Below are 21,571 nucleotides of genomic sequence, written 5' to 3'. Positions count from 1 at the left end.
CTCCCATGGCCGTTGGCAAGGTTTCTGACACCGATTTCGAAGCCGAAGTGCTCAAAGCGGACGGCCCCGTGGTCGTCGATTTCTGGGCCGAGTGGTGTGGCCCCTGCCGCATGATCGCTCCCGCGCTCGACGAGATCGCCGGCGCGATGGGCGACAAGGTCAAGATTGTGAAGCTCAACGTCGACGAGAGCCCGAAGACCGCGTCGAAGTACGGCGTGATGTCGATCCCGACCTTGATGATCTTCAAGGGCGGCGAGATGGCCTCCCGTCAGGTCGGCGCGGCGCCGAAGGCGAAGCTGCAGCAGTGGATCACGTCGGCGGTCTGATCCGCGACGTCTGAGTTTGTGCAACGGCCGGCGAATAGCCGGCCGTTTTGTTTTTCAGGACTTGATCCAACCCGTCGCAAGCGCGTTCGCAAGCTCCGGCTGATTGTTGCGGCGCGCCAGCTCCGACATCGCCTCGTGATCATAAGCCACGTGGCGGAACGTCACCTGCCATCCACCAACGGTCGGTTCAAGAATCGCATAGCGCGCATCCGGCGTACCGGCTTCGACGACATGCGGGAACGGGTGCACATCGCGATAGCCGGGGCTGCCGACGCTGCCGGGATTGACGACCAGCCGGCCGTCACGGAGGCGTACTGCGCGCGCGAGATGGGTGTGGGCGCAAAGGATCAGCGATTGCGTGATGCCTTGCGCGAATTGCTCGATGCGGTCGAGCGGCGATAGCGCGACGGTGCCGTCGGGATGCACGGTGTCGAGCCAATAGACTTCGTCATTGTCAGGCGTCGCGTGGCAGAGGAACACCTGCTCGCGAAAAATGCGAATCATCGGCTGCGCGCGCAGCCAGTCGAGTTGCGCCGCGTTGAGCTGCGCATGGGCGGGACGGTCCCACGCGCCCATCTTCTCCGGCGGTCGGTCGAGCAGATAGCGATCGTGATTGCCGAGCACATGCACGGCATCGAGCTTCATCAGGATCTCGATGGTCCGGCGCGCATCGAGCGGACCGCTCAGCATGTCGCCGAGATTGACGATGTCGGTGATCCCTTGCGCGTCGATGTCGGCGAGCACCGCCTCCAGCGCGAGGTAGTTTCCATGGACGTCGGCAATCGCGGCGAAACGCATTGTTGTCCTCTCGTCCCCCGGACGCAGCGCAGCGCTGCTTCAGCGGTGTGCTGCAGAGCCGGGGCCCATGTTGCAGCATTCTGGGTCCCGGATCAGCGCTCCGCTTGTCCGGGACACGAGACCGACTATGCAGGAGGCGTGCCGTTGAGGCCCAGCACGTGGCCGGCAAGATAGAGCGAGCCGGTGATCAGGATGCGCGGCGGCACCTCGTAGGCGAGCTTTGACAATGCCCGTAGCGCGGCCTCGATCCCGGGCACGGCCTCGACGCGCATGCCGAGGCTGCGCGCGGCATCGACGAGACGGTCGACCGGCATTGCGGCATCTGTGTCGGGGATCGGCACCGCGATGATATGACGGGTGAGGCCGGCGAAATTGGCGAGAAAGGCTTTCGCGTCCTTGTTCGCCATCATGCCTGCGATCACCACCAGCGGCCGCGACACCCGCTCCTCGAGATCGCCGAGCGCGGCCGCCACGACGCGGCCGCCTTCGGCATTATGCCCGCCGTCGAGCCAGATCTCGCTGCCCTGCGGTCCCCAGCCGGGCAGCTCGCCCGAATTGATGCGCTGCATCCGCGCCGGCCATTCGGCACCGACGATGCCGGCCTCGAACGCTGCCTGGTTAATCTTGAACGTCGGAATCGCACGCAGCGTCGCGATCGCGAGGCCGGCATTATCGAACTGATGGCGGCCGAACAGGCGCGGTGCGGTGAGATCCATCAGGCCGCGATCATCCGAATAAACCAGACGCCCGTGCTCGACATTGACGTGCCAGCTCTCGTTCGCCGCAAACAGCGGCGCCCGCATGCGCTTGGCCTGCGCCTCGATCACGGCCATCGCCTCGTCCGTCTGCTCGGCGCAAATCACGGGCACGCCGCGCTTGATGATTGCGGCCTTCTCGCCGGCGATCGAGGTCAGGGTGTCGCCGAGGAAGTCCATATGATCCATGCTGACAGGCGTGATCACGCAGGCTGCCGGCGTATCGACCACGTTGGTCGAATCGAGCCGGCCGCCGAGGCCGACTTCGAGCAGCACCGCGTCGGCAGGATTTTGCGCGAACAGATGGAAGGCAGCAGCGGTCTTCAGCTCGAACAATGTCGCGGCTTCGCCCGCATTGACGCGCTCGACCTCTTCCAGCGCAGCGCGCAATTCGTCGTCGCCGACCAGCACGCCGCCACCGACGCGGCCGAGCCGGAAACATTCGTTGATGCGGACGAGATAGGGCGAGGTGTAGGCGTGGACGCGCAGGCCAGTGGCCTCCAGCGTCGCGCGCAGATAGGCAACGGTCGAACCCTTGCCGTTGGTACCGGCGACGTGGATCACCGGCGGCAGCTTGTTTTCAGGGTGGCCGAGCCGCTCGAGCAGGCGGTGCATCCGCTCCAGCCCAAGATCGATGCGCTTCTGATGCAGGGCCGACAGCCGCCCGATCAATTCACCGAGCGGCGGCTTTGCGCTGTCAGAGGAGGCGTTCACGCGTGGGGCGCAGCCGGCGCCGTCTCAGCGACCGATACGATCTGCGTAGGACTGACGACCGGCTGCACCAATTTCGACGCGGTCTCCAGCGCCGGCGACCTGGTCAGCAGACGGCAGAGCCGCGCGAGCGTCGGGCGCAAATCGTGGCGATGCACCACCATGTCGACCATGCCGTGGTCTTTCAAATATTCGGCGCGCTGGAAACCCTCCGGCAACTTTTCGCGGATGGTCTGCTCGATCACGCGCGCGCCGGCAAAGCCGATCAGCGCGCCGGGCTCGGCGATCTGCACGTCGCCAAGCATCGCGTAGGACGCGGTGACGCCGCCGGTGGTCGGGTTGGTCAGCACGACGATGTAGGGCAGCTTGGCCTCACGCAGCATCTGCACCGCAACGGTGGTGCGCGGCATCTGCATCAGCGACAAAATGCCTTCCTGCATGCGCGCGCCGCCCGAGGCGGCGAACACGATGAAGGGCGACTTCTTCTCGACCGCAAGCTCTAGCCCGCGCACGATAGCCTCGCCCGCGGCCATGCCGAGCGAGCCGCCCATGAAATCGAAATCCTGCACGGCGACGACGGCGGCGGCACCTTCGAGCTTGCCATAGCCGACCTTGATCGCATCGTTCAGATTGGTGCGCGCGCGCGCATCCTTGATACGATCGACATACTTCTTCTCGTCGCGGAACTTGAGCGGATCGGGCGTGACGTCGGGCAGCGCGACGTCGAACCAGGTCTCGTTGTCGAAGACCGACTTCAAACGCGCCACCGCGCCCATGCGCATGTGATAGTTCGAGCCTGGGATGACGAACTGGTTGGCCTCGACATCCTTGTAGAACACGAGCTGTCCGGAATCCGGGCACTTGATCCACAAATTCTCCGGCGTCTCCCGCCGCAGCATATTGCGGATCTTCGGCCGGACCACATTGGTAAGCCAGTTCATGGTTTGCTCCGATGTGCGAACCCCCAAGGGACCGCCTGAAGGGATATATGGCGGCCGGGCCCCTGCCCGGCAAGCCGCCGTGTCGCCCGCCCCAGAAGCGGAATTATGGCCTATCCGGCCGCCTGTTGCGCGCCCTTGACGCCCTGGGCCAGGGCCGCCGTCAGCTCAGCCACGGCGTTAACGGTTTTGGCGGTGGCGCGGCCCTCGGCATCGAGGCTGTTCTTGAGCGCATCGATCAGCGCGGTGCCGACCACGGCGCCGTCGGCATGAGAGGCGATGGCGCGGGCATTTTCCGGTGTTCGAATGCCGAAGCCGACGCAGACCGGCAGTTTTGTATGTCGCTTGATACGGGCGACCGGCTCGCTCACGGCCGTGACGCTGGCAGCCGCCGCACCGGTGATGCCGGTGATGGCAACGTAATAAACGAAGCCCGACGTGTTGGCGAGCACAGCCGGCAGGCGCCTGTCGTCAGTCGTCGGCGTCGCGAGGCGAATGAAGTTGAGGCCGGCCTTCATCGCGGGCAGGCAGAGCTCGTCGTCCTCTTCCGGCGGCAGGTCGACGATGATCAGGCCATCGATGCCCGCGGCCTTGGCATCGACCAGGAATTTGTCGACGCCGTAGATATAGATCGGATTGTAATAGCCCATCAGCACGATCGGCGTGGCGTTGTCGTCCTTGCGGAAGCCACGCACCAGATCGAGCGTCTTCTTCAGCGTCATGCCGACCTTGAGTGCGCGAAGCCCGGCGGCCTGGATCGACGGACCGTCGGCCATCGGATCGGTGAAGGGCATGCCGAGCTCGATCACGTCGGCGCCCGCCTTCGGCAGCGCCTTGATGATCTCGAGCGAGGTCGCGGGATCGGGATCGCCGGCCATCACGAAGGTGACGAAGGCCGAGCGGCCGGCTTTTTTCAGCTCGGCGAAACGGGTGTCGATACGCGTGGTCACTTGCTCTTGCCCTTCAGGATGTCGCCGACCTGCGGAACGTCCTTGTCGCCGCGGCCGGAGAGATTGACGACCATCAGGTGATCTCTAGCGCGCTTCGGCGCGAGCTCCATCACCTTGGCGATGGCATGCGCCGGTTCGAGCGCGGGGATGATGCCCTCCAGCTTCGACAATAGCTGGAACGCGGCGAGCGCCTCGTCATCGGTCGCGGAGAGATAATTGACGCGGCCGATCTCATGCAGCCAGGAATGCTCGGGGCCGATGCCGGGATAATCGAGGCCGGCCGAGATCGAATGCGCGTCCGTGATCTGGCCGTCCGCGTCCATCAAGAGATAAGTGCGGTTGCCGTGCAGCACGCCGGGACGGCCGCCTGCGATCGAGGCCGCATGCAATTGCGTCAACCCGTGACCGGCAGCTTCCACGCCGAAAATCTCGACGGTGGAATCGTCGAGGAACGGATGAAACAGGCCCATCGCGTTCGAGCCGCCACCGATGCAGGCAACCAGCGAATCCGGCAGGCGGCCCTCGATCTCCTGCATCTGGACCTTGGTCTCGTTGCCGATGATCGACTGGAAGTCGCGCACCAGCGTCGGATAGGGATGCGGACCAGCGACCGTGCCGATGCAGTAGAAGGTGTTGTGCACGTTGGTGACCCAATCGCGCAGCGCCTCGTTCATCGCATCCTTCAGCGTGCGCGTGCCGGACTGCACCGGCATCACAGTCGCACCCAGCATCTCCATGCGGATGACGTTGGGCTGCTGCCGCTCGACGTCGACGGCGCCCATGTAGACGATGCATTCCAGCCCGAAGCGCGCACACAGCGTCGCGGTGGCGACGCCGTGCTGGCCGGCGCCGGTCTCGGCGATGATGCGCTTCTTGCCCATGCGCCGCGCCAGCATGATCTGGCCCAGCACGTTGTTCACCTTGTGCGAACCGGTGTGATTGAGCTCTTCGCGCTTGAGATAAATCTTGGCGCCGCCGAGATGCTCGGTGAGGCGCTCGGCGAAATAGAGCGGCGAGGGCCGGCCGACATAGTTCTTGAGATAGCCGTTCATCTCGGCCTGGAAGGCAGGATCAGCCTTGGCCGCGGTGTAGGCTTTCTCCAGATCAAGGATCAGCGGCATCAGGGTTTCGGCGACGAAGCGTCCGCCGAAAATGCCGAAATGGCCGCGCTCGTCGGGCCCGCTGCGGTAGGAATTGGGTTTGGCGATGTTCATCGGACGCTCAACTCTTGACTTGCATCTTGGGTGGCGCGCGCGGCGCGAATGAAGGCCTTGATCATCTCCGGATCTTTCACACCGGGGGTGCTCTCGATGCCGGAGGACACGTCGACGCCACCGGCACGGGTGACGCGAACTGCCTCGGCAACATTGTCGACGTGCAGCCCGCCCGAGACCATGTAGGGCAATTTCAGGTCGAGATTTTCGAGCAGGTGCCAGTCGAACGGCGCACCCAAGCCGCCGGGCCGCGTCGCATCCTTCGGCGCGCGCGCATCGAACAGGATGCAGTCGGCGACCGCGGCATAGCCTGATAGCACAGTGAGATCGGCAGCGGTTTCGACCGGCACCGCCTTCATCACCGGGCGGCCAAACTTCTGCTTGATGTCGCGCAGCCGTGCCACGCTCTCGCTGCCGTGAAGCTGAAAGATATCCGGCGACAGCGCATCCATGATGTTGTCGAGCATGGCATCGTCGGCATCGACGGTGAGCGCGACCTTGAGTGCGCGCCGCGTCACCTGGCGGCCGAGATCCCGCCCGGTCTCCAGCGACACATGCCGCGGCGAGGGCGGGAAGAACACGAACCCCACCATGTCTGCGCCAGCGTCGAGCGCGACGTCGAGCGTCTCGCGCGTGGACAGGCCGCAGATTTTGACGAGCAGGGACATGGTCTCAAAGCGGGTCAAGGCCGCAAGCTGCGGCCGGGAAACGGGTTTTCGGTTGGGGCCGCTTCTACAACGTCGCGCGCTGCTTGTCTCGCCCGGCGGGCCCGTAAAGACCCATCCCGGAGGGAACGGGAAGACGCTGGGACTCGGGCCTTGCTGCGGCCGCCTGGGCCCGCAGATCGGCCAACTCGGTCCGGGCAGCCCGGGCATCTGCCTCATGCCGGCGTGCGGCGCGCCGCCAGCGCCGCTGGCCGAACCAGACCGCGCAACCGCCGGCGATGACCCCGAGGGCGGCCACCAGGATCAGGAGCAGGAACAGCGGCAGGGCGACCGAAAATGACGGGTCGTTGGAGACGAAAGGATCGAAGGAGACCGTGATCAAATGGTGGTTGGCGACGGCAAAGTCCACCAGGATCAGGGCCAGTGGAATCACGATCAGCGCGGTCAGGAATTTTCGCATCGCGATCGCTCGCCTTGAATCAAGCTTGCGGCCGCATCATGCGGCCGTTCGGTTAAACCCGGACGACAATAGCTCTAGTCCGGCGCGCCGGGATCCGGATGGTCGCGGTTCAGGCGCTCGCGCATTTCCTTGCCAGTCTTGAAGAACGGAACGCTCTTCTGGTCGACGGGCACATGGGCGCCAGTGCGTGGATTGCGCCCTGCGCGTGCAGGGCGATGCTTGACCGAGAAGGCACCGAAGCCACGCAACTCGACGCGATCACCGCGTGCGAGAGCCGCTACGATCTCTTCGAGAATCGCATTCACAATGTTCTCGACATCCCGCTGGTACAGATGCGGGTTGTGCTCGGCGATACGCTGAACAAGTTCGGATTTGATCATCGAGAGATAGGACCCGGAAGCGTGCGGATGACCATTTCCGTGAAAATACCGTGATCTGTCAAGACGCTAAATGAAGGTTGAGCGTCTCGAAAATACGTGACATTTGCCGAAAAAGCGGGCTGACCCTCCACCCGTCAGGCGGGAAAAAGGTCCTGGACTCGCTCGGGTCCCGTCAATTTGACGCAGCCGGCTGCCACAGGGCCAGCATTCCATCCATTCCGAGCCGATCGACGGCCTGCGCGACGCCGGTTTGTCCGATTTGATGCGCAATCGAGCCTAAACCAAGCGCTTCCAGCGTTACGACGGCAGCAGTCTTGAGGAACGGCAGATCGCCGAAGCGCGGCTGAAGCTTGTAATCGCGGACTGTGAGACCCTTCTTGACGCCCTTCTGCTCGACCAGCCAGGTCACGGCGGTCTTCTCGTCGCCGAGCTGATCGATCAGCTTGAGATCGATCGCCTGGCGTCCGGTGAAAACACGGCCATCGACGACTTTTTCGAGCTGCGTGTCATCCATGCCACGGCGCTGCTTCACCAGATCCTTGAACCAGGCATAGGAATCCTTCACCAGCGCATCGAGCGCGGCGCGCGCTTCGGGGCTGGTCGGCTCAAAACCGTTCGGCGCAGCCTTCAGCGGGGTGGACTTCACCTCCTCAACCTTGACGCCGACGGTCTTCAGGAGATCGGTGAAATTGGGAAACTGGAACAGCACGCCGATCGAGCCGACCAGCGAGCTCTGCTGGGCAATGATGTGATCGCTGGCAATCGCCGTGATGTAGCCGCCGGAGGCGGCAAGGCCTTCGACCACGACGACGAGAGGCTTCTTCGCCTTCAGGCTCACAAGCGAATCGTAGAGCTGCTCGGAGCCGGCGGTGGTGCCGCCCGGCGAGTTGATGTGGACGATGACGGCGGCGGCCTGCGAATTCTCCAGCCGCTCCAGCGCCTGCGTGCGATCGGAATCGCTGCGGATCAGGCCCTCGATCTGGACCCGCGCGATCGAGCCGGCGGATGCGAAGCTGCCGCGCCCACCGGGTGTCACGACCAGCGCGAAGCCCGCGATCGCCGCGATCGCGATCAGCGCGGCCACGACGCGCCAGAACGTCAGCTTGCGGCGGATCCTGCGGCGATCGACGATGATGTCCGAATCGAGCGACATCGGGATATCTCCAAAATGAAAGGCTGGCTGCGTTGTGCCGTCACAACGTGACCAATGGTTGGTCTGGATACATCAATTGCGGCGCAATTTGAAGAAAACAAGGCCTGCAAGCGGGTGAGGGCCGGAGCGGTGCCACAAACTCATTCGTCGTCCCCGCGAACGCGGGACCCATAACCACAGGGAGAAATTGTCGCGCGAAGCTCGTAGCTCCGAGTCTTCGCCAAACCGCTCCCTGTGGGATCCCGGATCGGCGCTCCGCTTCGCTGCGCTTGTCCGGGACGACAGCGGCGTATGGCGCGGCAACAAAAAAGCCCCGACTTGCGCCGGGGCTTTGATGTCAGCGAAAGAAAGCGTTTCGCTTACTTGCTGTCGCGGTTCTTGAGCGCGGTGCCCAGGATGTCGCCGAGCGTCGCTCCCGAATCGGAGGAGCCGTACTGCGCGATGGCTTCCTTCTCTTCGGCGACTTCGAGCGCCTTGATCGACACCTGGACCTTGCGGGCCTTCTTGTCGAACTGGATCACGCGGGCATCGACCTTCTCGCCGACGGCGAAGCGTTCGGCGCGCTGGTCGTTGCGGTCACGCGCGAGCTCCGAGCGCTTGATGAAGGTCGAGAAGTCGGTCCCGATGATCTTCACCTCGATGCCGCTTTCCTTCACTTCGAGCACTTCGCAGGTCACGACCGCGCCCTTCTTGACATCGCCCGGCTCGGCGAATGGGTCGCCTTCGAGCTGCTTGATGCCGAGCGAGATGCGCTCCTTCTCGACGTCCACATCGAGCACCACGGCTTTCACCACGTCGCCCTTCTTGTAGTTGTCGATCACCTGCTCGCCCGGCTGCTTCCAGTCGAGGTCGGAGAGATGGACCATGCCGTCGACGTCGCCTTCGAGACCCAGGAACAGACCGAACTCGGTCTTGTTCTTGACTTCGCCCTCGACCGTCGAACCGGTCGGGTGACCTTCGACGAAGACCTCCCAGGGGTTGCGCATGGTCTGCTTGAGGCCGAGCGAGATGCGGCGCTTGACGGAATCGACCTCCAGCACCTGCACGTCGACTTCCTGCGAGGTCGACACGATCTTGCCGGGGTGCATGTTCTTCTTGGTCCACGACATCTCGGAGACGTGGATCAGGCCTTCGATGCCCGGCTCGAGTTCGACGAACGCACCGTAGTCGGTGATGTTGGTGACGCGGCCCGTGAAGCGCGAACCCAGCGGGTACTTGGCTTCGATGCCCTGCCACGGATCGTCCAGCAGCTGCTTCATGCCCAGCGAGATGCGGTGCGTCTCGTGGTTGATCTTGATGATCTTGACCTTCACGGTCTGGCCGATCGAGAGCACCTCGGTCGGGTGGTTGACGCGACGCCACGCGATGTCGGTGACGTGCAGCAGGCCGTCGATGCCGCCGAGGTCAACGAACGCACCGTAATCGGTGATGTTCTTGACCACGCCGTCGATGACCTGGCCCTCTTCGAGGTTCTGCACCAGCTCCTGGCGCTGCTCGGCGCGGGTCTCTTCGAGAACCGTACGGCGCGACACCACGATGTTGCCGCGGCGGCGGTCCATCTTGAGGATCTGGAACGGCTGCGCGTTGTTCATCAGCGGCGCGACGTCGCGGATCGGACGGATGTCGACCTGCGAGCGCGGCAGGAAGGCCACGGCACCATCGAGGTCGACGGTGAAGCCACCCTTGACCTGGTTGAAGATGACGCCCGTGACCTTTTCATTGCCCTGGAACGCCTTCTCGAGCTTGCCCCAGCTCTCTTCGCGGCGCGCCTTGTCGCGCGACAGCACGGCTTCGCCGAGGGCGTTCTCGATGCGATCGAGAAACACTTCCACCACGTCGCCGACCTTGATCTCGCTCTCACGGCCGGGGCCGGAAAATTCGCGCAGCGCGACGCGGCCCTCGGTCTTCAGGCCGACGTCGATGACGGCCATGTCCTTTTCGATAGCAACCACCGTGCCCTTGACGACGGAGCTCTCCTGCAGGCTGCCACCTGCGAAGGACTCGTCGAGCATCGCGGCGAAATCGTCGCGCGACGGGCTATAGGTATCAGCAGAAGTCGAAGCCATTTGTTCTCCAGTTGCGGATGTCGTGCCGGCCGTTGGGTTTAAAGGGCGTATCGCACGCGCAGTGTCGGAAGGTCCGCAAGACCTTCGAGCGACCGCTCGTTGCTCCGGCCTTGCGACCAGAACAACGGAAGCGGGCCGGCTGAGGCCCGCGCATTCGATACGTGGAATCTGTGTCCGGAGCCTGGATCGCGCCGGTCCCAAGCGGGGGATCGGGGTATCGACCTCAAAGAGCGGGAGCGGGCGCTTCCTCCAATGACGGCAGCGGCTTAACCCCGCGACCGGCCCGCTCGGACAGCCTCGATAATGTCGATGGCGGCCCGGACGCCGCCTTCTATATCCAGTTGGGAGTTATCTAGCAAGTAAGCATCCGGGGCCGGTTTTAAAGGAGCAATCGGCCGGCTCTTGTCGCGTTCGTCGCGCCGAATGATGTCGGCCAGCACGGCCGCCTCGTCGGCCTCCTCGCCCCTCGCGCGCGCCTCCATGGTCCGGCGCTGGGCGCGGACCCTGGGATCGGCGACGACGAAAATCTTCACGTCGGCATCCGGGCAGATCACGGTTCCAATGTCCCGGCCGTCCAGGACGGCCCCCGGCGGATCGGCGGCGAATTGCCGCTGGAAATTGAGCAGGGCTTCGCGGACCTTGGGGATCGCCGAGACGATCGAGGCGCCCTCGCCGGCGGCTTGCGTCTTCAGGGCGGGGTTGCCGAACTTTTCGGGATCGAGTTCCTGCGCCGCCGCGACCGCCGCCGCCTCGTCCGTGAGATCGTGGCCGGACTGAATCAGGGCGTAGGCCACCGCACGGTAGATCACGCCGGTATCGAGATGACGGTAGCCGTAATGATGGGCGAGGCGCTTGCCGAGCGTGCCCTTGCCCGAGGCCGCAGGCCCGTCGATGGCGATGATCATGAAAACTCGGCCCCAAGCGAACGCATCATCGGGATGAAGTCCGGAAAGCTGGTGGCGATGAAGGCGGTGTCGTCGACGGTCACGGGCTGGTCGGAGGCGCAGCCCATCACCAGCGCGGACATCGCGATGCGATGATCCATGTGGGTGGCCACAGTACCGCCGCCGGGGACGTGGCCGCGGCCCTCGACGATCAGATCGTCGCCGGAGACAGTAACCTTGACACCGTTGACGCGGAGCATCTCGGCGGTGACTTCGAGCCGGTCGGATTCCTTGACGCGCAGCTCCTGCAGACCGCGCATGACGGTCGTGCCTTCCGCGAAGGACGCCGCCACCGCCAGCACCAGATATTCGTCGATCATCGAAGGCGCGCGCTCCGGGGGCACCTCGACGCCGCGCAGTTTTGACGCGCGCACGCGCAGCTGCGCCATCGGCTCGCCGGCATCGCCGCGGACTTCGCTTTCCTCGATCGAGGCGCCCATTTCACGCAACGTCGTGAAAAGACCCGTGCGCAGCGGATTGGTCATGACATCGGACAGGATGACATCCGAGCCCTCGACGATCAGCGCGGCAACGATCGGGAACGCGGCCGAAGAAGGATCGGCGGGCACGACGACATTGGCGCCATGCAGCTCGGGCTGGCCTTTGAGCGTGATGCGGCGACCATGCTGACCTTCCTGCGTCGAGGTGATCTCGGCACCAAAATGCTTCAACATCAGTTCGGTGTGGTCGCGACTGGCCTCGCTCTCGATCACGGTCGTGGTGCCCGGCGCAGCGAGGCCCGCCAGCAGCACCGCCGACTTGATCTGGGCCGAGGCGACCGGCGTCTTGTAGGTGATCGGCAGCGGGTCGCGCGCGCCCTGGACGGTCAGCGGCAGACGGCCGCCCTCGCCGCCGGACACGACCTTCGCGCCCATCTTTTCCAGCGGATCGAGGATCCGGCGCATCGGGCGGCTGCGCAGCGAAGCATCGCCGTCGAACACCGCCGAGATCGGGCAGCCGGCGACGGCACCCATGACCAGCCGGCAGCCGGTGCCGGAATTGCCGAAATCCAGCGCCGCCTTGGGCTGGGCAAAGCCGCCGACGCCGACGCCGTTCACCTTCCAGGCGAAATCGCCTGTGCGCTCGACCGTCGCGCCCAGTGCCTGCATGGATTTGGCGGTGTTGAGGACGTCCTCGCCCTCCAGCAGGCCCGAAATCCTGGTCTCGCCGACCGCAAGCGCGCCGAGGATGAGGGCGCGGTGGGAAATCGACTTGTCCCCGGGCACCCGTACTTTCCCGGTCAGGGGACCGCTTGCGCGCGACCGAAGCGGCGTCGGCTTGTCGGAATGGGTCAAGATTGTGTCCTTGGATGTGCCCTTTGGGCTCGCGGGCAGGTACCACATGGGCTCCCCGCCGTCACGGGCATGTCGTTCTCCCGTAATGCGCTATTGACAGCGGGCCGCCAACTAGCCAAGTGAAACACCGCTTTTCAGGCATTCCCAGGATTCCTCCACCGTGGCCAAGTCCGAACTCGGAACCAAACGTATTTGCCCGACTACGGGCAAGAAGTTCTATGACCTCAACAAGACCCCGGTGATCTCGCCCTATACCGGCGAAGTCGTGCCGATCGCGCCTGTGGCGCCGGCCCGCGTGCCTCGCGGCGCCGAAGCTCGCCACGCGGCGGCCGCCGCCGAGGCCACGCCGGCGCCGGCCGAGGTCGAGGAAGTCTCCCTCGAGGAGGCCGATGCCGAGGAGAACACCGGCAAGGTCAAGGCCGTCGTGCCCGAATCGGAGGACGATATCGAGGTCGACGAGACCCTCGATGACGACGATGACGATGATTCGACCTTCATTGCCGATGAAGAAGAGGGCGATGAGGACGTCACGGACATCATTGGTGATGTCGGGGGCGACGAAGAGACTTGAGATCAGCCCTGATCTGTGAAAAAGGGTGCACCGCGCGAGTCACCAGGCTCGCCGGTCTGGAGTGATCCACCAGGATCACCCCGCTTAAGGACTACGGGGCCATAGCTCAGCTGGGAGAGCGCTTGCATGGCATGCAAGAGGTCGGCGGTTCGATCCCGCCTGGCTCCACCACGCTTCGCCCTTCGGGCTACGCGTGGCGCAGCCACGGGAAGCCCGAAGGGCGAAGACGGGTTCTAGAGAACTCCCCTAATCCCCGATCGCCGCATTGAGCCGATCCCTTAGCGCGACGATCTCGTCTTTCATCGACACCAGTTCCGAGACCGAACAGTCCGACGCCGCCAGGATCGACGGCGGCACGCTGCGCGCTTTCTCCTTCAAAGCGTGGCCTTGCGAGGTCAGCGCGATCAGCACCTGGCGTTCGTCCTCGCTCGAGCGCGTGCGCTTCACGAGGTGAGCCGCCTCGAGCCGCTTCAGCAGCGGCGTCAGCGTGCCCGAATCCAGGAATAGCTTCTCGCCGATGTCCTTGACCGGCACGTCGTCGCGCTCCCACAGCACCAGCATGACCAGATATTGCGGATAGGTCAGGCCGAGCCGGTCCAGCAGCGGCTTGTAGACGCGGTTGAAGGCATGCGCGGCCGAATAGACCGCGAAGCAGATCTGGTTGTCCAGGCGTTGCGGATCCAGGGTCGATAATTTCCGGGGCATAGAGAATCTCACCAGCTAGACCTCATTCTGGGGCCGTCCTGCGCCATATTCAATTGCGAACAATTAAATGTGAGGCATGCAAATTTCAATTGCGCGCAATCTAATTGCCTGCGATAAAGATTGCACCCCAACCGAAAGATCCGAGGAGACGAAAATGTCCGTGAACGTCCTGTACAAGACCAGCGCAAAAGCCACCGGCGGCCGTGACGGCCATGCTGCGACCCTCGACGGCGCGCTCGACGTCAAGCTCACCACGCCGAAGGAGCTCGGCGGTGGCGGCGGCGCCGGCAACAATCCCGAGCAGCTGTTTGCGGCCGGTTATGCCGCCTGCTTCATCGGCGCGATGAAGTTCGTGTCCTCGCAGGGCGGCCCGAAGGTCCCCAACGACGCCTCCGTCACCTCGACCGTCGGCATCGGGCCGCGCGCGGCCGGCGGCTTCGGTCTCGACATCGATCTCGCCGTCTCGCTGCCGGGCCTCGCCCGTGCGGAAGCCGAGGCGCTGGTCGAGAAGGCCCACCAGGTGTGCCCCTATTCCAATGCCACGCGCGGCAACGTCGACGTTCGCCTGACGGTCGTCTGACCTGACCAGCGGATTGGCTGGCCCGGGATCCCCCTCGGGCCGGCCGCTTCCGCGGTGCATGCGGCCCTGCCCGGCAGCCCATTGCTGGCACAAACAAACCTCGCTAGGCCTGTGATCAAATGATCGACACAGGGGAAGCGAAGGCATGACTGAAGCCGCCAATTCTGGAGCAGCATCGGGCGCAATGAGCGGACTGCGCGTGATCGATCTCACGCGCGTGCTCGGTGGTCCCTACTGCACCCAGATCCTCGCCGATCATGGCGCCGACGTAATCAAGGTCGAGCCGCCCGCGGGCGACGAGGTGCGCGACTGGGGTCCTCCCTTCCACGACGAAGACGCCGCCTATTTCATCGGTATCAACCGCAACAAGCGCTCGATCGGCCTCGACCTCGCCTCCGAGGGCGGCCGCCTCGTGCTGCTCAAGATGCTGGAGACGGCCGACGTCCTGATCGAGAATTTCAAGCCGGGCACGCTGGAGAAATGGGGCATCGGCAACGAGGTGCTGCGCGAGAAATTCCCGCGCCTCGTGCATTGCCGGATCTGCGGCTTCGGCGCCGACGGCCCGCGCGGCGGCAATCCCGGCTACGACGCCATCATCCAGGCCATGACCGGCATGATCGCGGCGACCGGCTCGCCCGAGAGCGGACCGATGCGGATCGGCGTGCCCTTGGTCGACATCGGCACCGGTCTTTATGCAGCGATCGGCATTTTGATGGCGCTGTCGGAGCGGCAGCGCTCCGGCAAAGGCCAGTTCCTGGAGACGACGCTGTACGAGACTGGCCTTGCCATCATGCATCCGCACACCGCGAATTATTTCATGCATGGCAAGCCGCCGTCGCTCACCGGCAACGAGCATCCGAACCTCGTGCCTTACGCGATCTTCCCGACCAAGACCGACAACATCTTCATCGGCGTCGGCAATGACGGCACCTTCCGCAAGCTCGCCAAGGAGATCGGCAAGCCCGAGCTCGGCACCGATCCGCGCTTTGCCCGCAACAAGGACCGCATCGCCAACCGCGAGGCGCTGCGCGCCGAGCTCGCCGCGGTGTTCAGCCAGCACGAGGCGGAGCCGCTGTGCAATCGCCTGCTCGCGGCAGGCCTGCCCGCAGGTCCCGTGCAGAAGATCGACCAGGCATTGACCAACCCGCACACCATCGCCCGCGGCGATATTATCGAGAAGGATTGGTACAAGGGCGTGGCCTCGCCGATCCGGCTCGATCGCAGCAAGCCGAGCCTGCGCCGCCTGCCACCGAAATTCAGCGAGCACTCGCAGGAGGTGCTCGGCGAGTTCGGGTACTCTAAGGCCGAGATCGACGCGATGGTCGAGAAGGGCACGGTCTGCGGCCCCGACCGCAAGCGCTAGGGGCCCTCACCTCACACATCCAATGCCGCACTGCGGCGCGACCCACGCATGTGCACCGCGAACGAAGGAGGCTGCGCGCTCCGTCTTCGCCTATTTGACGGCTTCCCTTTTGGCAGCGCTTGCTGCTTTCGTTTCTCCCGCTTACACAGTCATGTGAACGTCATATGGCGCTGCTAGCGCAAGCGATCTTTTTGACGGCCAAGGGACGGCTAAGGGAGGTTTACTTGATGGCTCTTCGACATTTTGGGGCGGCTGCCGCTGTTGCAATCGCAGTTGGCATGACGGCTTCGCCGGCGCTGGCCGTGACCGAGATCCAGTGGTGGCACGCGATGACCGGCGCCAACAACGACGTCATCGTCAAGCTCGCCACCGACTTCAATGCGTCGCAGGCCGACTACAAGGTGATCCCGACCTACAAGGGCAACTATCCTGATACGATGAACGCCGGCATCGCCGCGTTCCGCGCCGGCAACGCCCCGCACATCATGCAGGTGTTCGAAGTCGGCACCGCCACCATGATGGCCGCGACCGGCGCCGTGAAGCCGGTCTACAAGCTGATGGCCGATGCCGGCGAGAAGTTCGATCCCAAGATCTACCTGCCCGCCATCACCGGCTACTACTCGACCTCGAAGGGCGAGATGCTCTCGTTCCCCTTCAACTCGTCGTCGACCGTGATGTGGGTCAACCTCGACGAGCTGAAGAAGGCGAACGTCGAGATCCCGAAGACCTGGCCCGAAACATTCGAGGCCGCCAAGAAGCTGAAGGCTGCCGGTCACGACACCTGCGGCTTCTCCGGCTCCTGGGTCACCTGGGTCAATCTCGAGCAGCTCTCCGCCTGGCACAACGTGCCGCTCGCCAGCAAGGCCAACGGCCTCGACGGCTTCGACACCGTGCTGGAATTCAACGGCCCGCTCCAGGTCAAGCATCTCGAAACCCTGGTCGAGCTGCAGAAGACCAAGACCTACGACTATGCCGGCCGTACCAACACCGGCGAAGGCCGCTTCACCTCCGGCGAATGCCCGATCTACCTGACGTCGTCGGCGTTCTTCGGCAACGTCAAGGCGCAGGCCAAGTTCAACTTCACCGCCGTGCCGATGCCGTACTACCCCGACGTCAAGGGCGCTCCGCAGAACTCGATCATCGGCGGCGCTTCGCTCTGGGTCATGGGCGGCAAGTCGGCCGAGGAATACAAGGGCGTCGCAAAATTCCTGACCTTCCTCTCGGACACCGATCGTCAGGTCTACATCCACAAGGCCTCGGGCTATCTGCCGATCACCAAGGCGGCCTACGCCAAGGCGAAGGAAGAGGGCTTCTACAAGGATCAGCCTTATCTCGAGACCCCGCTGATCGAGCTGACCAACAAGGAGCCGACCGACAATTCGCGCGGCTTGCGCCTCGGCAACATGGTTCAGCTGCGTGACGTCTGGTCGGAAGAGATCGAGCAGGCGCTGGCCGGCAAGAAGACCGCCAAGCAGGCGCTCGATGCCGCCGTCGAACGCGGCAACACCATGCTGCGCCAGTTCGAAAAGACCGCCGTAAAATAAGGCGAAGGCGCCGGCAGGCCGCTCGGTCTGCCGGCGTCGCCCATCATGCAAAAACAAGCCATTTTCCAATCAAGGCTATTGCCCTACGCGCTGGTTGCCCCGCAACTCGCGATCGTCCTGATTTTCTTCTACTGGCCCGCGCTACAGGCGGTGATCCAGTCCTTCCTGCTCCAGGACGCCTTCGGTCTGTCGACCAGCTTCGTCTGGTTCGAGAATTATGTCGACCTGTTCAGGGACGCCGCCTATTTCGAGGCGGTCGTTCGCACCTTCGTCTTCTCGTTCGCCATCGCCGCCACGTCGCTATCCTTCGCGCTGCTGCTCGCAGTGATGGCCGACAAGCCGCTGCGCGGCTCGATGCTCTACCGCACGCTGCTGATCTGGCCCTATGCGGTGGCGCCGCCGGTCGTCGGCGTGCTCTGGATCTTCATGCTGCATCCGTCGCTCGGCGTGCTCTCGCGCTATCTTCGCAACATGGGCATCGACTGGAATCCGCTACTGAATGGCGACCAGGCCGCATCGCTGATCATCCTTGCCGCCGCGTGGAAGCAGATCTCCTATAATTTCCTGTTCTTCCTCGCCGGCCTGCAAGCCATCCCGAAAAGCGTGTTCGAGGCCGCCGCGATCGACGGCGCCCGTCCGATGCGCAGGTTCTGGACCGTGACCTTCCCGCTGCTGTCGCCGACCATCTTCTTCCTGCTGGTCGTCAACATCGTCTACGCCTTCTTCGACACCTTCGGCATCATCGACACCATGACCCGCGGCGGTCCCGGAACGTCGACGGTCACGCTGGTCTACAAGGTCTATTCCGACGGCCTGCTCGGCGGCAATCTCGGCAGCTCCGCGGCGCAATCGGTGATCCTGATGGTCATGGTCATCGTGCTGACGGGAATCCAGTTCCGCTTCGTCGAACGCAAGGTGACCTACTGATGGTCGAGGAAGAAGGCATCCGGCGCTACATCGCTCACGGCATCCTGTGGATCGGGATCGCGATCGTCGCATTCCCGGTCTACATCGCGATCATCGCCTCGACCCAGGACAACGCGCTGATCGCGAACGGGCAGATGTCGCTGCTGCCCGGCGGCCATTTCTTCGAGGTCTACTACCAGACCATCTTCGTCGGCACGAGCGGCTCGACCCGCGAGCCGGTCGGCAACATGATGCTGAACTCGCTGGTGATGGCGCTCGCGATCGCGATCGGCAAGATCGCGATCTCGATCATCTCGGCCTATGCGATCGTGTACTTCCGCTTTCCGTTCCGGATGCCGATCTTCTGGATCATCTTCATCACGCTGATGCTGCCGGTCGAGGTGCGCATCTATCCGACCTACAAGATCGTCGCCGATCTGCACATGCTCGACAGCTATGCGGGCCTGGCGCTGCCGCTGATCGCGTCGGCGACGGCGACGCTGCTGTTCCGCCAGTTTTTCATGACCGTGCCGGATGAGCTGCTCGAGGCCTCGCGCATCGACGGCGCCGGTCCCTTGCGCTTCTTCTGGGATACGCTGCTGCCGCTGTCGCGCACCAACATGGCGGCGCTGTTCGTGATCCTGTTCATCCTCGGCTGGAATCAATATCTCTGGCCGCTTCTGATCACCACGCGCGACGACATGCAGACCATCCAAGTCGGCATCCGCAAGATGATCACCACCACCGACGCGCTGACCGAATGGCCGATCGTGATGGCCACCGCCGTGCTGGCGATGCTGCCGCCGGTGTTCGTCGTCGTCGCGATGCAGAAATTATTCGTGCGTGGCCTAGTCGAGACCGAGAAGTGAGTTTTCATGGCTAACGTCACCCTGCGCAATGTCCGCAAGACCTATCCCGGCGGCTTCGAGGCCATCAAGGGCGTCAACGTCGATGTCGCCGACGGCCAGTTCTGCGTGCTGGTCGGTCCCTCCGGCTGCGGCAAGTCCACGCTGCTGCGCATGGTCGCAGGGCTGGAGACCGTCACCGGCGGCGAGATCGACATCGGCGGCCGCATCGTCAATCAGGTCGAGCCCGCCGATCGGGACATCGCGATGGTGTTCCAGAACTACGCGCTCTATCCGCATATGAGCGTCTTCAACAACATGGCTTACGGCCTGCGCAACCGCGGCATGAAGGAGGCCGAGGTCAAGACCCGCGTCGACGAAGCCGCGCGCGTGCTCGAGCTCACGCCGATGCTGGAGCGCAAGCCGCGTCAGCTCTCCGGCGGCCAGCGTCAGCGCGTCGCCATGGGCCGCGCCATCGTGCGCCAGCCAAAAGTATTCCTGTTCGACGAGCCGCTGTCGAACCTCGATGCCAAACTGCGCATCGCGATGCGCGTCGAGATCCGCAAATTGCAGCGCCGGCTCAACACGACATCGATCTACGTCACGCACGACCAGCTCGAGGCGATGACGCTCGCCGACATTCTCGTGGTGATGAACGGCGGCCAGGTCGAGCAGGTCGGCAATCCGCTCGCGATCTATGAAAAGCCGGCGACGACCTTCGTCGCCTCCTTCATCGGCGCACCGCCGATGAATTTGATGTCAATGCGTGCCGACGAAATCAAATCGCAGATCGGCAATTCAGGCGACGCCGGCATCCTCGGCATCCGCCCGGAGGATTTTGTCATCACCGACCAGACCCCAGTTGGCGGCGTCGCATTGCCGCTCACCGTGGAAGCGATCGAGCGCGTCGGCGCCGAGACCTTCGTCTACGGCTCGCGCGCGCAGGACGAACAGCGCGTTGCCGCGACGCCCGGCGAACTTCCGCCCGGCGAGGTCATCGTCCGCATTCCGGGTTCCGAGGCGCCGCCGATCGGCCAGAAAATCCGCGTCGCCGCCTTGCGTCAAAAGCTGCACCTTTTCAGCGGCGACGGGCGGACGCGAATCGAGGCCTGACCGGGTTTCGCAGGGCCGGCAATCAAAAACTGCGAAAACAACCCATGCACAGTAGAAGGGGGTTTGTTTTCATTGAGATAATTCGCGCCCCGAATTCGCATGCCGAGGGCTCGGCGGCTCAGTCCGGACAAATCCCTGGCGGGCGTTCGGAGACATGGCTGACACATCAGCGATGGTAGAATGGATGAGCCACCGGAATGCCCCATCCACAGGCGCCCCCGCTACGTCCTTGAACCCACACGGGGATATGACCATATTGCTGACCAAGGGGCGCCGTTTCAGGGCCCTGAGGTACCAAAGTCGCTTCGAGAGGACTTTGTAAACTATGTCTCGTGTTCCCACGCTTTCCAGTCCGTTCCTTCTGGGCTTCGATGAGATCGAGCGCGTGCTCGATCGCGTCGTCAAAGGCGCCGACGGTTACCCTCCCTACAATATCGAGAGGTGCGACCGATCGGACGGCCAGCCGGAGCGCTTGCGGATCACGCTGGCGGTCGCCGGATTCACCCGCGACCAACTCGATGTAACCATTGAGGAAAACCAGCTCGTAATTCGCGGGCGGCAGCAGGACGACAAGACCCGGCAATACATCCATCGCGGCATCGCCGCGCGCCACTTCCAGCGCACTTTCGTGCTGGCGGAGGGGATGCTGGTGCTGGGTGCGGATCTGAAGAACGGGCTGTTGTCGGTCGATCTTGCCCGGCCTGAACCGGAGAGGATCGTTAAGACAATCGCTATCAATGAGCACGAATAATGGAACGAGTAGCGGACTCGACCGCTTAGTTTCAGTGAAGGAGTCGAGACCATGAGTGAAGGTCACGTTGTATTCGAATACGAAGCCAACAACGTCTCGCCCGAGACGCTGGCAAACCTCGGCGAAGGTCACATCGCCTATGTGAAGCAGATCCGCTCCGAGGATGTGCCGGGCCTGTTTCCCGAAGCGCCGAAAATCGCGCCGGGCCTCAAGCTGTTCGCACTCCACGCCGCCGACGGCACGCCGATCATGCTGACCGACAGTCGCGAAGCCGCGGTGGCGAATGCCTGGAGCAACGAGCTGCAAGCGATGAGCGTGCACTGAGCGCGCGCATTTCGCATCAATAGAGTTTCAAGCGGGCATGCCTTCACATGAAGGCGTGCCCGTTTTCATTTGTGCGATAGATCGCTGCACTCTCCGCGTCATTGCCCGCGCACGGCTACAGCGTGCTCAACTCTCGTGTCCCGGACAAGCTGCAACGCGCAAGCGTTGCGGCGCAGAGCCGGGACCCGGAAGGCAACACACAAATGTGGAGACG

Annotated in this window: 23 protein-coding genes and 1 tRNA gene; 11 read left to right on the top strand and 13 right to left on the bottom strand. The window is 63.8% G+C overall.

Translation table 11 applies throughout. From position 1 onward, the window contains the following. Positions 1-5 precede the first annotated feature (5 nt). Positions 6-326, top strand: a complete 321-nt coding sequence (gene trxA, locus IVB29_RS20725; protein ID WP_092027458.1) for a thioredoxin — start codon at positions 6-8, stop codon at positions 324-326. A 54-nt stretch (positions 327-380) separates the two neighbouring features. Here trxA and IVB29_RS20720 read toward each other — a convergent pair whose 3' ends face one another. The 12 genes from IVB29_RS20720 to aroA all read right to left on the bottom strand — a co-directional run bounded on the left by IVB29_RS20720 (position 381) and on the right by aroA (position 12,655). Next, a complete protein-coding gene (locus tag IVB29_RS20720) occupies positions 381-1,124 on the bottom strand; it encodes a metallophosphoesterase family protein (RefSeq protein WP_247505239.1) in 744 nt (247 codons plus the stop codon). Between the two features lie 125 nt (positions 1,125-1,249). After that, positions 1,250-2,593 carry a folylpolyglutamate synthase/dihydrofolate synthase family protein gene (locus IVB29_RS20715; protein ID WP_247505238.1) on the bottom strand — a complete coding sequence of 448 codons (1,344 nt, stop codon included), beginning with the start codon at positions 2,591-2,593 and terminating at the stop codon, positions 1,250-1,252. After that, positions 2,590-3,531 carry an acetyl-CoA carboxylase, carboxyltransferase subunit beta gene (gene accD / locus IVB29_RS20710; RefSeq protein WP_247505237.1) on the bottom strand — a complete coding sequence of 314 codons (942 nt, stop codon included), beginning with the start codon at positions 3,529-3,531 and terminating at the stop codon, positions 2,590-2,592. Before accD ends, IVB29_RS20715 begins: the two co-directional genes overlap by 4 nt. Before the next feature lie 110 nt (positions 3,532-3,641). Beyond that, positions 3,642-4,478, bottom strand: a complete 837-nt coding sequence (gene trpA, locus IVB29_RS20705) for a tryptophan synthase subunit alpha (RefSeq protein ID WP_247505236.1) — start codon at positions 4,476-4,478, stop codon at positions 3,642-3,644. After that, positions 4,475-5,692: a tryptophan synthase subunit beta gene (gene trpB, locus IVB29_RS20700; protein WP_247505235.1), complete on the bottom strand. Its 1,218-nt coding sequence runs from the start codon at positions 5,690-5,692 to the stop codon at positions 4,475-4,477. Before trpB ends, trpA begins: the two co-directional genes overlap by 4 nt. Next, positions 5,689-6,360: a phosphoribosylanthranilate isomerase gene (locus tag IVB29_RS20695; RefSeq protein WP_247505234.1), complete on the bottom strand. Its 672-nt coding sequence runs from the start codon at positions 6,358-6,360 to the stop codon at positions 5,689-5,691. The genes trpB and IVB29_RS20695 overlap by 4 nt, the downstream gene beginning before the upstream one ends. Before the next feature lie 64 nt (positions 6,361-6,424). Continuing rightward, complete coding sequence (locus IVB29_RS20690; protein WP_247505233.1) at positions 6,425-6,817, bottom strand: lipopolysaccharide assembly protein LapA domain-containing protein; 393 nt, start codon at positions 6,815-6,817, stop codon at positions 6,425-6,427. A 74-nt stretch (positions 6,818-6,891) separates the two neighbouring features. After that, the gene (locus IVB29_RS20685) at positions 6,892-7,197 is read right to left on the bottom strand and encodes an integration host factor subunit beta (protein WP_007598410.1); all 306 of its coding nucleotides are present in this window, start codon (positions 7,195-7,197) and stop codon (positions 6,892-6,894) included. 172 nt (positions 7,198-7,369) lie between these two features. Then, positions 7,370-8,350: a signal peptide peptidase SppA gene (gene sppA / locus IVB29_RS20680; protein WP_247505232.1), complete on the bottom strand. Its 981-nt coding sequence runs from the start codon at positions 8,348-8,350 to the stop codon at positions 7,370-7,372. A gap of 359 nt (positions 8,351-8,709) precedes the next feature. Beyond that, positions 8,710-10,416, bottom strand: coding sequence for a 30S ribosomal protein S1 (gene rpsA / locus IVB29_RS20675; protein ID WP_247505231.1), 1,707 nt, complete (start codon positions 10,414-10,416; stop codon positions 8,710-8,712). A gap of 266 nt (positions 10,417-10,682) precedes the next feature. After that, positions 10,683-11,321, bottom strand: coding sequence for a (d)CMP kinase (gene cmk / locus IVB29_RS20670; protein WP_247505230.1), 639 nt, complete (start codon positions 11,319-11,321; stop codon positions 10,683-10,685). Then, positions 11,318-12,655 carry a 3-phosphoshikimate 1-carboxyvinyltransferase gene (gene aroA / locus IVB29_RS20665; RefSeq protein ID WP_247505229.1) on the bottom strand — a complete coding sequence of 446 codons (1,338 nt, stop codon included), beginning with the start codon at positions 12,653-12,655 and terminating at the stop codon, positions 11,318-11,320. The genes cmk and aroA overlap by 4 nt, the downstream gene beginning before the upstream one ends. A gap of 160 nt (positions 12,656-12,815) precedes the next feature. Between aroA and IVB29_RS20660 the strand changes: the two genes are divergently transcribed. Beyond that, positions 12,816-13,226, top strand: coding sequence for a TIGR02300 family protein (locus IVB29_RS20660; RefSeq protein WP_247505228.1), 411 nt, complete (start codon positions 12,816-12,818; stop codon positions 13,224-13,226). 95 nt (positions 13,227-13,321) lie between these two features. Then, a tRNA-Ala gene (locus IVB29_RS20655) sits at positions 13,322-13,397 on the top strand. A gap of 75 nt (positions 13,398-13,472) precedes the next feature. On the opposite strand, the gene IVB29_RS20650 is transcribed toward IVB29_RS20655, so the two are convergent. Continuing rightward, complete coding sequence (locus IVB29_RS20650) at positions 13,473-13,931, bottom strand: MarR family transcriptional regulator (protein WP_247505227.1); 459 nt, start codon at positions 13,929-13,931, stop codon at positions 13,473-13,475. Positions 13,932-14,085: 154 nt separating this feature from the next. Between IVB29_RS20650 and IVB29_RS20645 the strand changes: the two genes are divergently transcribed. From IVB29_RS20645 to IVB29_RS20610, 8 genes are all read left to right on the top strand, one after another. Next, complete coding sequence (locus IVB29_RS20645) at positions 14,086-14,511, top strand: organic hydroperoxide resistance protein (protein ID WP_247505226.1); 426 nt, start codon at positions 14,086-14,088, stop codon at positions 14,509-14,511. Between the two features lie 145 nt (positions 14,512-14,656). Further along, a complete protein-coding gene (locus IVB29_RS20640) occupies positions 14,657-15,874 on the top strand; it encodes a CaiB/BaiF CoA-transferase family protein (RefSeq protein ID WP_247505225.1) in 1,218 nt (405 codons plus the stop codon). Positions 15,875-16,101: 227 nt separating this feature from the next. Next, on the top strand, positions 16,102-17,418 hold the full coding sequence (gene ugpB / locus IVB29_RS20635; RefSeq protein WP_247505224.1) for a sn-glycerol-3-phosphate ABC transporter substrate-binding protein UgpB: 1,317 nt from the start codon (positions 16,102-16,104) through the stop codon (positions 17,416-17,418). A 45-nt stretch (positions 17,419-17,463) separates the two neighbouring features. Beyond that, the gene (gene ugpA, locus IVB29_RS20630) at positions 17,464-18,345 is read left to right on the top strand and encodes a sn-glycerol-3-phosphate ABC transporter permease UgpA (RefSeq protein WP_247505223.1); all 882 of its coding nucleotides are present in this window, start codon (positions 17,464-17,466) and stop codon (positions 18,343-18,345) included. After that, positions 18,345-19,193 carry a sn-glycerol-3-phosphate ABC transporter permease UgpE gene (gene ugpE / locus IVB29_RS20625; RefSeq protein WP_247505222.1) on the top strand — a complete coding sequence of 283 codons (849 nt, stop codon included), beginning with the start codon at positions 18,345-18,347 and terminating at the stop codon, positions 19,191-19,193. The genes ugpA and ugpE overlap by 1 nt, the downstream gene beginning before the upstream one ends. A gap of 6 nt (positions 19,194-19,199) precedes the next feature. Beyond that, positions 19,200-20,282, top strand: a complete 1,083-nt coding sequence (locus IVB29_RS20620; RefSeq protein WP_247505221.1) for a sn-glycerol-3-phosphate import ATP-binding protein UgpC — start codon at positions 19,200-19,202, stop codon at positions 20,280-20,282. Positions 20,283-20,607: 325 nt separating this feature from the next. Beyond that, positions 20,608-21,033: an Hsp20 family protein gene (locus IVB29_RS20615; protein WP_014438749.1), complete on the top strand. Its 426-nt coding sequence runs from the start codon at positions 20,608-20,610 to the stop codon at positions 21,031-21,033. 51 nt (positions 21,034-21,084) lie between these two features. Continuing rightward, a complete protein-coding gene (locus IVB29_RS20610; RefSeq protein WP_247505220.1) occupies positions 21,085-21,357 on the top strand; it encodes a DUF1150 domain-containing protein in 273 nt (90 codons plus the stop codon). Positions 21,358-21,571 lie beyond the last annotated feature (214 nt).

This window comes from Bradyrhizobium sp. 1, assembly GCF_023073315.1.
Classification (GTDB): Bacteria; Pseudomonadota; Alphaproteobacteria; order Rhizobiales; family Xanthobacteraceae; genus Bradyrhizobium.
The sequence above is the reverse complement of the archived record's forward strand: the minus strand, read 5'-3'. Positions and strand labels throughout refer to the sequence as shown.

Coding starts and splice junctions, on each gene's coding strand:
- IVB29_RS20640 (WP_247505225.1), top strand. CDS start 14,657: ATGACTGAAGCCGCCAATTCTGGAGCAGCATCGGGCGCAATGAGCGGA.
- IVB29_RS20610 (WP_247505220.1), top strand. CDS start 21,085: ATGAGTGAAGGTCACGTTGTATTCGAATACGAAGCCAACAACGTCTCG.
- IVB29_RS20720 (WP_247505239.1), bottom strand. CDS start 1,124: ATGCGTTTCGCCGCGATTGCCGACGTCCATGGAAACTACCTCGCGCTG.
- IVB29_RS20685 (WP_007598410.1), bottom strand. CDS start 7,197: ATGATCAAATCCGAACTTGTTCAGCGTATCGCCGAGCACAACCCGCAT.
- IVB29_RS20645 (WP_247505226.1), top strand. CDS start 14,086: ATGTCCGTGAACGTCCTGTACAAGACCAGCGCAAAAGCCACCGGCGGC.
- ugpA (WP_247505223.1), top strand. CDS start 17,464: ATGCAAAAACAAGCCATTTTCCAATCAAGGCTATTGCCCTACGCGCTG.
- IVB29_RS20650 (WP_247505227.1), bottom strand. CDS start 13,931: ATGCCCCGGAAATTATCGACCCTGGATCCGCAACGCCTGGACAACCAG.
- ugpE (WP_247505222.1), top strand. CDS start 18,345: ATGGTCGAGGAAGAAGGCATCCGGCGCTACATCGCTCACGGCATCCTG.
- trxA (WP_092027458.1), top strand. CDS start 6: ATGGCCGTTGGCAAGGTTTCTGACACCGATTTCGAAGCCGAAGTGCTC.
- rpsA (WP_247505231.1), bottom strand. CDS start 10,416: ATGGCTTCGACTTCTGCTGATACCTATAGCCCGTCGCGCGACGATTTC.
- accD (WP_247505237.1), bottom strand. CDS start 3,531: ATGAACTGGCTTACCAATGTGGTCCGGCCGAAGATCCGCAATATGCTG.
- IVB29_RS20620 (WP_247505221.1), top strand. CDS start 19,200: ATGGCTAACGTCACCCTGCGCAATGTCCGCAAGACCTATCCCGGCGGC.
- trpB (WP_247505235.1), bottom strand. CDS start 5,692: ATGAACATCGCCAAACCCAATTCCTACCGCAGCGGGCCCGACGAGCGC.
- IVB29_RS20615 (WP_014438749.1), top strand. CDS start 20,608: ATGTCTCGTGTTCCCACGCTTTCCAGTCCGTTCCTTCTGGGCTTCGAT.
- sppA (WP_247505232.1), bottom strand. CDS start 8,350: ATGTCGCTCGATTCGGACATCATCGTCGATCGCCGCAGGATCCGCCGC.
- IVB29_RS20690 (WP_247505233.1), bottom strand. CDS start 6,817: ATGCGAAAATTCCTGACCGCGCTGATCGTGATTCCACTGGCCCTGATC.
- ugpB (WP_247505224.1), top strand. CDS start 16,102: ATGGCTCTTCGACATTTTGGGGCGGCTGCCGCTGTTGCAATCGCAGTT.
- cmk (WP_247505230.1), bottom strand. CDS start 11,321: ATGATCATCGCCATCGACGGGCCTGCGGCCTCGGGCAAGGGCACGCTC.
- IVB29_RS20695 (WP_247505234.1), bottom strand. CDS start 6,360: ATGTCCCTGCTCGTCAAAATCTGCGGCCTGTCCACGCGCGAGACGCTC.